General features: G+C 46.9%; 10 protein-coding genes. 2 read left to right on the top strand and 8 right to left on the bottom strand.

The annotated features are described in order from the left end of the window. Window positions 1-13 precede the first annotated feature (13 nt). The 6 genes from AC1DCV_RS34695 to AC1DCV_RS34720 all read right to left on the bottom strand — a co-directional run bounded on the left by AC1DCV_RS34695 (window position 14) and on the right by AC1DCV_RS34720 (window position 11,152). On the bottom strand, window positions 14-3,445 hold the full coding sequence (locus AC1DCV_RS34695; RefSeq protein ID WP_477027488.1) for a TonB-dependent receptor: 3,432 nt from the start codon (window positions 3,443-3,445) through the stop codon (window positions 14-16). A 401-nt stretch (window positions 3,446-3,846) separates the two neighbouring features. Continuing rightward, entirely contained in the window at window positions 3,847-4,998 is a 1,152-nt protein-coding gene (locus tag AC1DCV_RS34700) for a FecR family protein (protein WP_477027489.1), read from the bottom strand. Window positions 4,999-5,097: 99 nt separating this feature from the next. Continuing rightward, complete coding sequence (locus AC1DCV_RS34705) at window positions 5,098-5,652, bottom strand: sigma-70 family RNA polymerase sigma factor (protein WP_477027490.1); 555 nt, start codon at window positions 5,650-5,652, stop codon at window positions 5,098-5,100. 168 nt (window positions 5,653-5,820) lie between these two features. Beyond that, window positions 5,821-9,051, bottom strand: coding sequence for a S41 family peptidase (locus tag AC1DCV_RS34710; protein WP_477027491.1), 3,231 nt, complete (start codon window positions 9,049-9,051; stop codon window positions 5,821-5,823). A 176-nt stretch (window positions 9,052-9,227) separates the two neighbouring features. Then, window positions 9,228-10,394 (bottom strand): DUF4185 domain-containing protein, encoded by a 1,167-nt coding sequence (locus tag AC1DCV_RS34715; protein ID WP_477027492.1) that lies wholly within the window; start codon window positions 10,392-10,394, stop codon window positions 9,228-9,230. 110 nt (window positions 10,395-10,504) lie between these two features. Then, window positions 10,505-11,152: a sterol desaturase family protein gene (locus tag AC1DCV_RS34720; RefSeq protein WP_477027493.1), complete on the bottom strand. Its 648-nt coding sequence runs from the start codon at window positions 11,150-11,152 to the stop codon at window positions 10,505-10,507. Window positions 11,153-11,316: 164 nt separating this feature from the next. Between AC1DCV_RS34720 and AC1DCV_RS34725 the strand changes: the two genes are divergently transcribed. Further along, window positions 11,317-12,219, top strand: a complete 903-nt coding sequence (locus AC1DCV_RS34725) for a helix-turn-helix domain-containing protein (protein WP_477027494.1) — start codon at window positions 11,317-11,319, stop codon at window positions 12,217-12,219. Window positions 12,220-12,285: 66 nt separating this feature from the next. Beyond that, window positions 12,286-13,071, top strand: a complete 786-nt coding sequence (locus AC1DCV_RS34730) for an SDR family NAD(P)-dependent oxidoreductase (RefSeq protein WP_477027495.1) — start codon at window positions 12,286-12,288, stop codon at window positions 13,069-13,071. A gap of 114 nt (window positions 13,072-13,185) precedes the next feature. Here AC1DCV_RS34730 and AC1DCV_RS34735 read toward each other — a convergent pair whose 3' ends face one another. Together AC1DCV_RS34735 and AC1DCV_RS34740 are read right to left on the bottom strand one after the other, a co-directional pair. Then, the gene (locus tag AC1DCV_RS34735; RefSeq protein WP_477027496.1) at window positions 13,186-13,968 is read right to left on the bottom strand and encodes a helix-turn-helix domain-containing protein; all 783 of its coding nucleotides are present in this window, start codon (window positions 13,966-13,968) and stop codon (window positions 13,186-13,188) included. A gap of 81 nt (window positions 13,969-14,049) precedes the next feature. Beyond that, entirely contained in the window at window positions 14,050-14,931 is an 882-nt protein-coding gene (locus AC1DCV_RS34740) for an oxidoreductase (RefSeq protein WP_477027497.1), read from the bottom strand. Between the last annotated feature and the right edge of the window lie 745 nt (window positions 14,932-15,676).

Raw genomic sequence — 15,676 nt, forward strand, 5'->3', positions numbered from 1 at the left:
CTTTTTTGTTGTTTTAAAATCCAAAACGGAGACCGATATTATATTGCTTCGTGGTGGGGAAAGTGCTTACATCGCTGCTGCCGTTGATCAGGCTGTAAGGATTGTTACTTACCTCCGGATCGGGACCCGGATATTTGCTGATCGTAAACAGGTTGGTGGCAGAGGCATACATGGATGCATCCCTGATATGGAGTGAGGAAGCTACTTTCGCCGGAAGCTGATAAGTGAGTGTAATGGATTTTAATTTGATATAGGAGCCATCGTATATATCGTTGCTGGAAGGACCTGTAGAATTTTCGCCCAATATCAGTCGGGGGCGGTCATTGCTCGGATGCTCCGGCGTCCAGCGCTCTTTGATCTTTACGCCTCTGTTAGCGTAGCTATCGAAATACTTATTCTGAATATCTGTCAGGTATAGCAATTGTCCTCCCTGGGAGAAAGTCAGCAGCGTAATCAGACTGAAATTTTTAAAGGTAAAGGTGTTCGTAAACCCGCCAAAAAATGTAGGCTGGGATTTACCGATGACATCACTTTTGAAGAAGCCATCATCCCCTATTTCATACATCGGATCGCCGATACCCAGGTAAGGAGCAAAGTACCGGGCTAAAGTAAATTCTTTTTTATATGCTTCCAGTTCCTTTTCGTTCTGGATGATTCCTTTCATTTTATACCCGTAGAAAAGGCCCAGTGGCTCTCCCTTCCTTACGATGGTGTTACCCTGGATATAGGAAGCAACCGTCCCTGCATTGGTAAAGTCACCGTTGATATCTGTTACCTTACTCTTGTTACCGGAAACATTGATGGCACCTGTCCATTGGAATTTTTTATGTTTAATAAAATCCATCCGCAGATCCAGTTCCAATCCTTTATTATTGATGGTGGCAAAATTGGAGATCACGTTATTGTAAGAAGAGCTGGGAGCCAGCTGTGTAGCCATTAATAAGCCCGTGGTATTTTTCTCATAATATCCGAACACGCCACGTAAACGGGAACCAAACATTTCAAAGTCCAGACCAAGATCTTTCTGCAAGGTAGATTCCCACTTGATTTTATCATTACCCAGCTGAGTAGGTATCAGTGCATTTACACCACCATAGGAACCGGGTGTATATAAAGTGTAGTAAAGATTATCACCAAAGTTCTGCGTACCGGTGTAACCTGCGCTGACCCTCAGTTTCAGTTCATTTACCCAGGTTACCTTTTTCATAAACGGCTCTTCTGAAATACGCCATGCAGCACCACCGGAAGGGAAATAACCTACCCGGTTACTGGAGGGGAATTTAGAAGATGCATCTGAACGGCCGGTAAAAGTGAGCAGGTATCTTTCCTTCAGGGCGTAATTGGCGCGCATATAAAAGCTCAACAGGGAGTTCTGACCAGAAGTACCTGATCCTGGTAAAGTAATAGCAGCGGAGGAGAGGTTGTTGAGATATTTATCATCGGGAAAGCCCTGCCCACTGGCGGAAAAGGAATTGTAACGGTATTTCTGCCAGGAAGTACCACCCAGTAAATTCAGCCGGTTGTTTTCATTAAACTGTTTATCCCAGGTGAGGGTATTTTCAAAAAACAGGTTCACGTCCTCCGTTTGCGCCTGTGCAGCCGTACCACCATTGGAATCGTCTACCCCACTTGGAGAGGCGATAACAGCGCTACTGGGAACATAATTCAACTGATGATAATTGTTATAGTTTACAGAGATGGTAGACCGGAATTTCAGGTCTTTCAGCACATCATAATCACCAGACAGGGATCCCAGGAGGGAAGATGTTTTTCCTTCGTTGATGCCGTCCAGCAGGATCAGCGGATTTTGATTACCCTGGTAATCATAGCCCCCTATCTGGGAGCCCAGGAAGCGATAATAGGAACCGTCCGGATTGCGTGCCGGCAAAGTAGGCGGGGCAAAAAATGCGGCAGGATAAACACCGTTGGTGATGTTATTTTTAGTGAATCCGTAATCGAGGTTGGTGATAACACGGAAGCGGCTCGTGATTTCATTATCCAGGCTGATCTTACCGGAAATACGGGAGAAATCAGTTCCCAGCACCACCCCATTCTGTTTGTTATAGGCCAGAGAAGTATAGTAACGGGAGCCTGAGCCACCACCACGAACAGAGATATCTGCATTTTGTGAGCTGGCATTGCGTAACACCAGGCCTAACCAGTCGGTGTTGGCCGAACCCAGACTGGCCGGATTATTCAGGATATTGTTGGCTTTGGTGCTGGCAGGATCCCCCGCTGCAGCTCTTGCATCGTTCAGGTTTTTTGCTGCTTCCTTTAACAGCGAAATATAGTCAGTAGCATTGAGCAGTTTTTCTTTAATCGGCGTACTCACCCCAGCATAATAATTTGCTTCCAGCACTGGTTTCTGATTCAGTTTTCCTTTTTTGGTGGTGATGATGATCACACCGTTGGCCGCTTTGGACCCGTAGATCGCAGTAGCGGAGGCATCTTTCAGGATATCGATGCTTTCAATATCGTTGATATTCAAACCTGCCAGGCTATTCAGTCCCCTGGAGAAAGAACCACTTACGCCATTGTTGGGGTCATCGCTACCGGCCCTTTCTATTGGATTCACCACTTCTGCCTGGTTCTGTATATACCTGTTCTGTATGGTTACCTGTACCCCATCAATGATGTAGAGTGGGTCGTTGCCGCCCAGCAGGGAGGTACCGCCCCGGATACGGATTTTGGCTACACCGCCCGGAGAGCCATCCGACTGGGTTACCTGTACGCCTGCCGCTTTACCGGAGAGCGCCTGGTCGATGCTGGTAAAAGGTACATTCTTTACCTCGTCTACATTCACGGAGGCCACTGAGCCGGTAAGGTCCTTTCTTTTAGTGCTGCCGTAACCCACTACCACGTATTGGTTCAGGTCATCAACTTTTGCCGTCAGCTCCACTTCTATGGAGAGCTTACCACCCGTGCTGACGTTCTGTGATTCAAAGCCTACACAGGTGATGATTAATACAGGACGGGTGCCCGCATTGCGGAGTAAAAAGAAGCCCGCCTGATCAGTGATGGTAGCAATATTGCTCCCTTTTACCCGCACCGTTACGCCCGGCAGCGGATGACCTTTTGTATCCACTATTTTACCGCGGATATCCTCCGGCGGCGCCGCTTCATCATTACTGTTACGTTCCGGTCCAGTGGTTGTTTTCCTGGAAATAACAATCGTATTTCCTTCCACATCGAAACTCAGTGGTTTGCCTTGTAGCAGTTTTCCTAATGCTACCTTCAGTGGTACCTCCCTGATCTCTGCCGAGACCGGGCTCACATCTGACAAATCTTTGCTACGGTAAAAAAAGACGTAACCGGTTTGCTGTTTAATCACACTGAATAACTGCTGTAGCGGCATATCCTTGCAGGAAACAGTGACCGTTTGTGAAACTCCGCTGGCACAAACGTGTAAAGCCAGCACCGTTAATAAAACTGCGGTCATTCTCATTACTCGCCAGATTTTGGTTACATAATTAGTCCCTGGTTGAGGGGACCTTCCTTGAACAAGTGAACCAACCAATGACAGGACATACCCATGCCGGTTGCGATCAACATTAATTTTCATACCTTAGATTGGTTTTTGGTTGACAAATGTTTCTCATCCGCCTTTGCAGGCAGTGAAAAGCTTTCCTAAAAAGGTTAACCATTGATCAAAAACCTGGTGCGGACGCCAATCTTGACACCAGGTTTTTTTTATGGATGAACATAAGACCTCCGCGTCCGGTGGACCTCATTACTTCATAACATGATATTACGGATAGCTATCTGTGCGGGCGTTGGTGAAGACCCTGCACAATGGTTGGTTTGCTGACGTTGGTGGTATCAGCTATGGTTGGTTATTGATTTAATTTATGGATAAATGACAATCCTTCTTCCATCTTCCACTTTAAAGTTTATTCTTGCCTGAGACAATACTTTCAACAGCTGCTCCTGGGTAAGACTTCTACCTATCTCCCCGGTAAAGGTTCCTTCCGGCACTTTATCACTATACCTGACTTCGATATTATACCACCGCGATAATTGTCGCATCACGGTAGGGATATCTGCTTCATCAAAAGAAAAATACCCGTTCTTCCAGGCGATGGCACTGCTGGCATCTACCCTGCGTACTTCCTGTATTTTATCACCCGAGGCACTCACCCTGGCCTGACGCCCGGGAAGCAGTAGTTTACCCTCATCTCCGCCTGACCGTACCAGTACCGCTCCTTCCAGTAGTGTGGTATTGATGGTCTTTTCATCTGCGTAGGCATTGATATTAAAATGTGTACCCAGCACCAATACTTCCATCTGATTTACTTTTACGGTAAATGGACGATTTGCTTCACTGGCCACTTCGAAATACACTTCCCCGGTGATCGTCACATTTCTCTCTTTGCCGGTAAACGCGGTTGGATAGCTGATAGAAGAACTTGCGTTCAACCATACCTCCGTGCCATCCGGCAACGTAATTTTATATTGTCCGCCGCGGGGCGTCCGGAGTACGTTATAAGCAACCGTCGTTGATGTGGCATCGTTGTGCTTATAAACGATTTGTCCGTGTGTTGTTTTCTCTACTTTACTATTCCCCTGCACCGACAATACACCTGTGCTGACACTGTCCAGATTCACCACAGTGCCATCTGCCAGGGTAAGGGTCGCTTTTTCCCCGCCATGCATAATCGGCACTGCTTTTTGTACCAATGGGGCTTTTATTTCGGATTGAAACCAGTAAAAGCCACCACCCGCTGACAGCAACAATATTACTGCGGCAGCTATTTTCCAGTTGAAGCGGCGCATTGGCACCACCTTCCCAGGCGTTTCCGGGAGCGTAGCGGCATGCAGTCGCCTGCGCATCCGCAGCTCCATCATCGCCTCCGTTTCGGCTTCCTCCGCCGTTAAATGAACCGTCAGCGACTGTTCATCATATGCATTGTACCATTGCAGTAAACGGTCCTTCTCCTCATCACTGGCCGCTCCGGCAAGGTACTTTTGTGATAGTAAGGCCAGTTCTTTATTTTCCATCCGTGTTAATCATTTACAGAGTGCTACATAGATAAGTCTTCAAATAAGGTCGTTACCCTACCTCCGGAGAAAAAATATTTTTGCGGGGGGCTTTCTTTATTAAAACAGGGCGTGAAAATAGTTCCGGAATTGCAGGCGCAGTCGCTGCAGGGCTTTGGTGATGTGCTTTTCTACCGCTTTCTCGGAGATATTGAGTTCGGCGGCAATCTCTTTATTGCTCAGGCCTATATTACGGCTATAGTCAAATACAATCCKGCATTTTTCAGGTAGCTGTTGCAGCTGTTCCTGCATGGATTGCTGCAGAAAATGTAATTCGGCGGTATCATCTGTTACGGCCTGAACGGCTTCCGGCACCGCTTCCATTGCGGTAACAGGGATGAGTTTAGATAATTGGGTAAAGACTGCATACCGGTTGGCCGTAGCCAGGTAGGCAGGTAAAGATCTGATAATGGTTTGCCCTCTGCGCTGCCACAGGCCCGTGAGCACATCCTGCACCACATCTTCCGCCAGCTCCCGTGAGCGCAAACGATCATAAGCCAGTACATACAAGCGTTTCCAATACCTGTTGTAGATTTCTGTAAAGGCGTGGTGGTCATCATTGCTCATCATCTGAACCAGCGCGTCATCCCCATAATTGGCGTAATCGGTCATCATCTCTTACTGTAATACTTTTATGGCCGGCAAAAAATGAATGGTTGATAATTTAAAAGATTACCTATTAACGTAAAGCTAACGTTTCGTACAAATAGAAACAATACCCTGCAAATAAAAAGCCCCCGGAGCATTCAGCTCCGGGGGCCTGCATACAAATTATTATCTTTTTTACTTTATCTCCGCTAACATCTCTTTCACGGCTGCTTCCAACTGCGCATCCTTCCCTTCCAGGAATTCTTCATAACGGAGTGGCACGCGGATATCCGGTTCTATCTGCAAATTTTCTGTAGGGCGACCTTCTTTACCGATGGTGCCTACCATTGGAATACCGAATACCATGGTAGGGTCTATCTGGGTTTCCCACCATACGGCTGTACCCGTGCCTGGTACCGGCATACCTACCAGTTTACCGATATTACCTTGTTTATAAACATAGGGGAAGATGTATGCATCGCTATAGTTCCCTTCACTCATCAGTACGCAGCTCGGCGCCTGCCATTGGCCGGTAGGTTCACCGCCATTGAGCACCTGACCCTGTGGCGCAAACTTCAGGTAGTTTTTACCGCTGAGGAAGTTATACAGGTCATCGTGCAGCCATCCGCCGCCATTGAAGCGGGTATCAACGATCAGGGCCTTTTTATCTTTGTTGCGGCCCATTACTTCATCGTATACGGAGCGGTAGCTGGCATCGTTCATACCCTGTACATGTACATATCCTACTTTGCCATTGCTGAGTTTATCTACCATGGCGCGGGTGTTGTTTACCCAACGTTTATACATGAGCGTAGTTTCTTCGCCGGCAGTAATAGGTTTCACCGTTTCTTCCCAACGGGCTTTGGTATCCGGGTTGTAGATGCTGATAAGGATATTGTTACCTGCTTTACGATTTAACAGGGATGCCCAGTCTGATTTTGTGGTAATGCTTTCGCCATCGATTTTTTCGATGATGTTACCTTTCTTCAGTTTGCTGGCAGCTTTATCAAACGGACCACCGGCAATGATGTCATCTACTTTCAGGCCATCGGCGGTGGAGCTTTCATCGTACAGTAGTCCCAGCGTGGCGGTGTTATCGCCATTTACGGGTTGTGGCGAGAAACGGCCACCGGTGTGGGAACCATTCAGTTCACCCAGCAGTTCACTCAGCAATTCTTCAAAGTCGTAGTTGTTGCTGATATACGGGAGGAAGCGGGCGTAGTTATCGCCATACATTTTCCAGTCGATGTTTCGGATAGTAGGATCATAGAATTTCTCTTTCACCTGTTTCCATGCATGCCAGTAAATATACTTGCGTTCTTCGTCCTGGTTGAGCGATAGTTCTGTGCTGATAGATACCGGCGTAATTTTGCCGCTGCCGGTTTCTACTTTCACTACGCTGCCACGGTTGCTCACGAACAGCGTATTACCATCTTTGCTGAGAGCGATGCTGCCTGGTGCGCCGCCCAGTTTAGCCAGTACTTTGGTTTCTCCTGTTCTGGGTTCTGTCATCCACAGATCATAGCCTTTTTCAAAAGCGGCCATGTAATAGAGTTTGCTGGCATCTTTGTTCAGTACATAGTCGCTGATAGAAGCGCTGTTGATGGTTAATTTAACTCTCCTGTTTTCCAGGTTATTAAAATCCGGCTGGAAGGTCTTTTTAGTGTCGGCAGAATCTTTTGCTTTGAGAGCAGAGTCTTTTGCGGCTTTACCACCGGTCGCTTCTTTTTCTTTCAGCAGGTTAAATTCATCTTTCGACAATTTGTATTTATCGAATGCTTCCTGGTCGAAGAATACGGCGTAGATATCTACTTCGCGGCTCCCTTGTTTGGCGAGGGATTTACGTCCTTCCCGCTCGCTGGTCCAGGTAAGCATTTTACCATCAGCCGCCCATTTGCTGCTGCTTTCTCCGAAACCACTTTTCACCGGGTAAACAGTAGTTTCTTTTCCTTCTGTTGAAATCAGTGCGGCATTTGCGGAGAAGAAGTAGCCTTGTTGATCATCGGCCAGTATCCATTTGCCATCCGGGCTCCATTCGAAGGTCCAGTCGCCGTCGGAGTAGGAATGATTGTGACCTGTTGGTAACAACGTACGTGTTTTACCGGAAGCGATGTTAAATACTTTCAGCACATTGCGGTTTTCTACGTAGGCAATTTCTTTGCCGTCAGGAGAAAACAGGGGCTGAAACTCTTCTGCTGCCGTTGCAATCACTGGTTCTTCTTTCAGGATGGTGGAAGCAAAAAAGTAGGATTCTTCCTTACGTACTTTGGTGGTTTGGTAGATGTCCCAGTTGCCGTTGCGTTCTGCTGCATAGATCAGCTTCTTGCCATCGGGCGACCATTCCACCATTCTTTCCTGTTGCGGGGTGTTGGTGATGCGCTTGGTGATGTTACCTTCCACACTGGTCACAAATACTTCTCCACGGGCAATGAATGCCATTTCCTTGCCATCCGGACTCATAGCAAATTCGGTGACGTTACCACTAACCGGTACATTCTTCACGATGCCTGCGCGGCCGTCGTTGAAGATGCTCACTTCCAGCTTACGGGGCTGTTCCCCTTCCTTTAGCGTATATATTTCACCGTTATAGGTAAAGGACAAAGTATTATTATCTGCTTTAGACAGGTTACGCACCGGGTGCTTTGTGAAGGTGGTGAGCTGCTGCATACTGCTTTTATCGGTCAGTGATGCTTTAAAGAGGTTCTGAGAAATACCTCCTTTTTCGCTGAGATAATAAATATCATTACCATTACCGAAGACAGGCTCCCTGTCTTCCCCTTCGTACGCAGACACCTTATCATAGCTGCCTTTGGCAATATCCATTACCCAGATATCTCTTGTAACAGCAGATACGTGGTGTTTGCGCATTGGATCCTCGTATCCTTTCCTGTCCTGGAAAATAATTTTATTACCGGCTTTGTTATAATGGGCTACATCAGCACCGGCAGCGCTGATCAATACAGCGCGGCCACCATTAACGGGCACGGTATACATGTTTCTGAACAGGCGGTAAGGAAACCTTACACTCGCAGCAGGTGCATTACGGGCGCTTCCAAAAAGTACCTGTTTGTTGTCTGCTGTAAAATCATAAGGAAAATCAGCCGCACTGTTAGTGGTGAGCCTTACCGGCGTTCCACCGGTAGCGGGCATTACAAACACATCGAAATTGCCGTAACGATCACTCGCGAAGGCGATGTATTTCCCATCGTGGCTCCATACCGGCAGCATGTCGTGGGCTTCATGAATGGTTAGCGGTACTGCTACCCCACCTTTGACATCTACCCGGTAAATATCTCCCTTATAGCCGAAGGCAATGGTATTACCATCCGGCGAGATAGTGGGATTCCTCAGCCACAATGCGTTTTCCTGGGCATAGGAGGTCGCCACCATGAGCATGGCAGCACACCCGAATAATAGTTTCTTCATAAGCGCTGTTTAGTATTCTGTTGATAAGCAGCTATAGAAAGCCGCTCCACCAAAATATAAAAAGGAAAGCGCTTTTCAAGCAGGATAAGGATAAGTGGCCTGAAACGGTTAACAGAGGCGACTGCCCCCCATGTGCCCGCAGAAAAACCCTTCTACATCATTCATGCGCAGGCCCATTATTGCTGCGGGAAAATTATTTTAATAAAACGTGGCCGGTAAAGGTTTGGATACTGTGGCAGCACGTGAAAGAAATCGAAGGAATTGACATTGTAACTGATCAGGAGCTCACCCGGCTTTGACAAATGCGGATGTGCCTTGGCATTATACACAAAAAAATGTTTGTCCTCTTTGACTTCCGGGCATTCCCATATTTTAATAATGGGTCCAAAAGGCCCTGCAGGCGTTAATCCCAGCCGCAGACCAACAGCAGTCCCCATACCATCTACCTGGAATACAAGGGCATAACGTCCATCCTTTAGTGGCGTCAGGCTCAGTTCATTGGAAGCATGTGCTGTAACAGCCGCCGACTGGCGTACGTCCGCATTCCACTGATGGCCATCCCAATAACGCCATCTCCCGAAATTTTCCACTTCCGCTACCGGTACCCTGGCCACCAGCACAGACTTCTCCTGCCCTCTTACCCCATACACATATACATACCCATCGGGATATGGCGCACCCGCCTCTTTTGTATTCACAAATACAGCGCCGCCAAAGGACCCGCTCCCCTGGCTACTATCCGCCGGCAGAAACAACGGGGTATCCATTTGCCGATGCGCTTTAAACGGCGGTTTACTACCCGCAGGCAATACGATCAACACATTCCCTACTTCTGCAAAACCAAAATCCTCCCGGCTGATATTCCGGATACGATACGCAAAGATGTACGTATTGTGCTTCACGGCGGCATTTACAAAACCGTCTCCCAGCCAATAGTAATCATCTTTACCTGCTGCCGGTGTATGCGGCTCAAATAAAGTAGCCGGCTGCCCTTTGCTATCCAAATTCCAATAGAAGCGGATATTTTTCTCCAACGGTTCATTCCCATTAAGGATAGCCACGGAATTATGGATCATAGAAAATCCCGGCTGGAGTTTACCGGCTTTGATATCGCCGGTCATGGTATCGCTGAACAGGATCAGGGTGCTGTCATTTGCATGCGCCGTGTCTACGCCATTCATGGGAATGGTAAAAATGCCATCGCCCCCAAACCAGCCGGAGTGGCGGGTAAACAAGTTGTTCCATTCCGTTGCTGGTACTACTTTGTAGTCCAGTTGCGTGAGTTCAGGCAAACTGTCGCGGTGCGTGGTAAATCCGCAGAGTAGCAGGAGTAATACTTTCATAGCTATTGGTAAAATAGCATATTTTTTTAAGCAGAAGGCATAAAGCAGAAAGCAAAAAGCTATTGAAGCGAATGACTAAAGCGAGAATAATATTACATTTTTCATTCGCTTCAATAGCTTTTTGCTTTCTGCTTTATGCCTTCTGCTGTCCCGGAAAACATGGTCTTAAATACCCGATCCCAGAGTGTAGAGCTGACACCAAAACCTAACTCTTCATTTTTGTAATGATGGAGATGATGATTGCGCCAGAGCGGCTTTAGCCATCTGAATGGCGGCGCCCAGGCGTGAATAGCATAGTGCATGCTGCCGTACATCAGGTAACCCGACATAAAGCCCGGAAAGAATACAAATGCGTTGTGTCCCATGCACAGGTAAAAAATGGAAAAGAGAAAGGAAGAGATGATCACGCTGGGGACCGGCGGCATAAACAGCCGCTGTTTATCGCGCGGATACTCATGGTGGTTGCCGTGCATGGTATAGGTCAGCTTCCTGGCCCTGGGATTTTCACTTACCCAATGAAACACGAACCGGTGGGCCAGGTATTCGAAGAGTGTCCAACMCAGCACCGCCAACAGGTACACAAGGATGATCCTGATATAACTATAATCAAGCGTTGTTTTGCTGTAATACAGCATATACCCGATCACAGGCAAGTACATACCGAAAATAACAATGGGATGGGTTTTCGTCAACAGCTCCAGGTACCGGTTACTGAAGATCTGCGCCTGTCCTTTGTTGTGTACTTTCTCAAATTTCATATCCTGTTATTTAGTGCGAGTTACAAAAATGCCCTCCCGCCGTGGTTTAGCCAGCCATTTTCTCATGAGCTGTTGTATTAACCAGATGAATTGTAGAAAAAAGCAGTTCATCTGCCCGTGGCATAGGTTCGCCGGATTCCGTTTGAATTTCATAACTTTGGCCGATGAAAGCGAAAGAAACGGTTGATGAATTTTTTGAATTGCATGGCCAACAATATCCAAGCGGGCAGTTTAATGTGAACAGGCTGGAAGAATTTGGCTGTAGCAGTACTAACCTGCCATCGAACAGAAGGGATTTTTATAAAATATCGCTGATCACCAAAGGTGGCGGTATCTTATCTTATTCTGATAAATCCATCCGTATGGAGAATACCGCGCTTTCCTTTATGAATCCCATGATTCCTTATTCCTGGGAACCACTTACAGATCATCAAACCGGGTATTTTTGTTTGTTCAGAGAAGATTTCATTGATAGTAATTTAAAAAATGGAGGGCTTTCCCAGTCGCCTTTGTTTAAAGCGGGTGGTAACCATGTCTTTTTTCCCGACAAAGAAAAGACTGTCTTTCTCCAGAACATTTTTGAGAACATGATCAAGGAAATGCAGGCCGGCTATGCACATAAATATGACCTCCTGCGGAGTTATGTGCAGATAGTGATGCACGAAGCACTTAAAATGCAGGCGCCGGACACGTACTACCAGGCTGGCAATGCGGCGCAACGCATCAGTGAACTATTCCTCGAACTACTGGAAAGACAATTCCCCATTGACCCGCCCCACCAGGTAATCCGTTTTAAAAATGCCAACGAGTTTGCAGAACAACTATCTGTTCATACCAACCACCTGAACCGGGCATTGAAAGAAACCACCGGCAAAACCACCACAGAATGGATTGCCGAAAAAATCACCCAGGAAGCCAAAGCGCTGATACTGCACAGCAATTGCGATATCGCGGAAATTGGCTATTGCCTCGGCTTTGAACATGCCTCTAACTTTAATATCTTCTTTAAAAAACAAACGGGACAAACACCTAATCAATTTCGCAAAGCACCTGTTTCCATTTCATAACTACCCGTTTGATTCGCATAATTCCGGAAAGATAACGCCCGCTATCTTTGTGTCATAAAAAAAGATATGGCACAAGAGATTTTAAAAGACAAAGTAGCCCTGATCACCGGCGGTACCACAGGCATAGGTTTAGCAACAGCMACCTTATTTCTCAAAAATGGCGCGAAAGTGGTGATTGCCGGTCGTCGTGAAAAGGAAGGACTGGCCGCCCTGGCCCAGTTACAACAAATCAGCCCCAATGTTCATTTCGTAGCGGCAGATGTATCTCAAAGCAACGCAGTACAACAACTCATAGCGGAAACTTTACAACGTTTCGGCAAACTGGATATCGCATTCAACAATGCCGGTATAGAAGGGCATTTTGCGGCAATAGATGAAACGCCCGAAGAGGAATTTGATAAGGTAATAGGCATCAACCTGAAAGGGGTTTGGTTATCGGCCAAATATGAAATTGAGCAGTTTAAGAAGCAGGGCACCGGTGGCGCCATCGTGAACACCTCTTCCTGGCTGGCCAGGGGCGCTGCTGCCGGTTCCAGTGTATATTCAGCCAGCAAAGCCGGTTTGGATGGTATGATCCGCTCATTGGCCATAGAAACAGCACCTGCGGGCGTCCGTATCAACAATATTCAACCCGGCTATATTCATACGCCCATGTTTGACCGGTTTTTCCCGCAGGAAAATGCGGAAGAATTACAGGCGCCGTTTAAGAAACATGCACCGATAGGTCGTTTTGCAAAACCCGAAGAAGTGGCAGAACTGGTGTTGTGGCTGAGTAGCCCGGCATCTTCTTTTGTCACCGGAGAAAGTATACTGGTAGATGGAGGTTTGGCTATCGGCGGGCAACGGATGTAGGTGGAGCAGAAAGCTGAAGGCATAAAGCAAAAAGCTATTGCAGCGAAGATAAGCATGGATAATGTTCCTCTTCGCTGCAATAGCTTTTTGCTTTTTGCTTTATGCCTTCAGCTTTCACACCGCCGATGGCGCCACGCCATACGCTTTTTTAAATGCAAAAGAAAAGTGAGAAAGATCTTCGAAACCTACTTCCAGGTATACGTCTGACGTTTTCCTGCCTTTCTCCTTAATCAGGTAATAAGCTTCCTGCAAGCGCTTTTGCTGTAGCCAGCGACTGGGAGAAGTATGAAATATTTTTTCGAAGTCGCGCTTAAAAGTAGCCAGACTTCTGCCTGTTAAATAGGCAAATCGTTTCATGGCTACGTTGAAGTGGAAGTGCTGTAGCATAAAAGCCTCCAGGTCTATCTTACCGGGTTCGCTGAAGTCGAACATCACATTTTTCAATTCCGGATTGACTTTCAGCAAAATCAAAATTGCTTCTTTTAATTTCAGCTTCACCAGGTCATCATTACCCGACTCATTCAGCGTATCATACGGCTGCAATGATTGCATATAACTTTTGAAAAGCGGATCCGGCTTCAATGCTGTCACCACAGGGCTTTCGACTTGTTTGTCGGCTGTATAGCCATATTCCATGCTGAAGTCCCGGAGGGTTTCCTCCTCCAGATAAACGGAGATGGTTTTGAACTCACCGTTTTCCGGTGGTTGCTTCAGGAACTTAATCAGATTATTGCGGCGAATAAATCTGAATGCCCCTTCATTACAGATATGGGCGTCCTTGCCGTCATTGAAAATGAGCGACCCGGAGATCTGGTAAGTGAACACATGTACCGGCACAAACTGCTCTCCCTCCCTGGTCCTGTTGACATAACAGGAGTAAACTATTTGCTTCGACATATGACTACAATATAATTGTTTTCGGCTTCACCTATTCTTCCTGTATATATACGCTGCCAATCAATATCCGATTGTTTAAAGTTAGCGTTTCGCGGTAATTGTCCGGCCTAATTCTGTCTCCAGGAAATTTACTGCATCATCATGATCCGTTGAAATAGTTACTGGTAGCCATTCTTCAAACTCCGCCGTCCGCGCTGCATCCGCCTGTTTCAAAATACCTGCGGCCTCGCTACCTAATAACAGGTGTACCGGAGGCGCCGGATGATCAACTAACTCCACCATCACCTTCGCTGCCTTATCAGGATCTCCTACCGGCACATAGTCTCCTTTTCTCAGGAAGTTAATCACCCAATCCACCGTAGACTCATAGCCTTCTACTTTGGGTGCATAGGTCATAGAAGTACCACCCCAATCCGTACGGAAGCCACCTGGTTCCACGGACGTAACGAAGATGCCCAACGGCGCCACTTCTTTCGCCAACGCTTCCGTAAAGCCACTCAGGCCAAACTTAGCCGCCTGGTACATCGTTAAGCCCAAATTGCCTACCCGTCCGCCGATAGAACTGATTTGCAGGATACGGCCGGAACGCTGTTGACGCATGTAAGGTAATACCGCACGGGTAATCGCGATCGGTGCATAGAGGTTTGTCTCCAGCTGGCTACGTACCTGTTCTTCCGTATATGCTTCTGCCGCACCGGTAATGCCGAAGCCGGCATTATTAACCAGCACATCTATCCTGCCGAAATGCGTGATGGCTTTTGCCACCGCTGCCTGTATCTGCGCGTTATCTGTCACATCCAGTTGTATAGGGAGGATCTGATCTCCGTATGTAGCCGTGAGGTCTTTTAATTGTTCGGGATTTCTGGCGGTAGCCGCTACACGGTCACCTTTTGCCAATACTGCCTGTGTGAGGCTACGTCCGAGTCCCCGGGAACTTCCTGTGATAAACCAAATCTTTGTCATAGTTTTTTGTTTTTGCTTTGACAAAGGTCGGCGGGAATTGGATGCGTGGTTTTGTTGTGGAGCTCAAATGTGGTTTGTTGAGGGGCTCAGGGTATTTATAATCAATTGGCGTGCGTCTAAGTGGCTAAATATAAAATATAATAGTCCGCAATTCTTTTGGGTTCCAGTATATTTCGATTTGGCTAGATATCGGTTGCGGAATTACCCCGGATTAGTAATCCTAGCAGTTATTAGCGAGGGAAGGGATACTTTCGGCAAAAGAGTACAGGGAAACTACCTTTCATTGATGTTATTAGAAAACTGGTGGACACCCTAGATACGGTTGTTGGCTTTGGGCTCGGTAAGGCTAACGATACCAACATACTTAAAGATCCCAAAATGATGAAGCGGCTTAATGAGATTAACGAACTTCCTTATAAATGCACGCCTACTCGGCATGATCATCGATGAACTAATCCATTTTGAAGGCAAAGTGCCCAAAGAAGTGAAGATCGAAGACAAGACAATCTCGGAAAAGCTACGACTCATCGAACAATTCGAAGATGAAGACAGGCAAGCACTATATCGGGTTATCGACACAATGCTTACCAAGTCCAAGGAGACTATTACATAAAGTGTGTCAGTAAAAAGTTTTTTAACTTTAAACTGATAAAACAATATGGAAAAGCAAAACTTTGATTTCGAAGCCTTCAAGAAGCAAGCGGCCAGCCGTTTGAAGAACGGAGATACGCTTTTAGGTAAGGAC

This window comes from Chitinophaga sp. 10T418 (assembly GCF_056394125.1).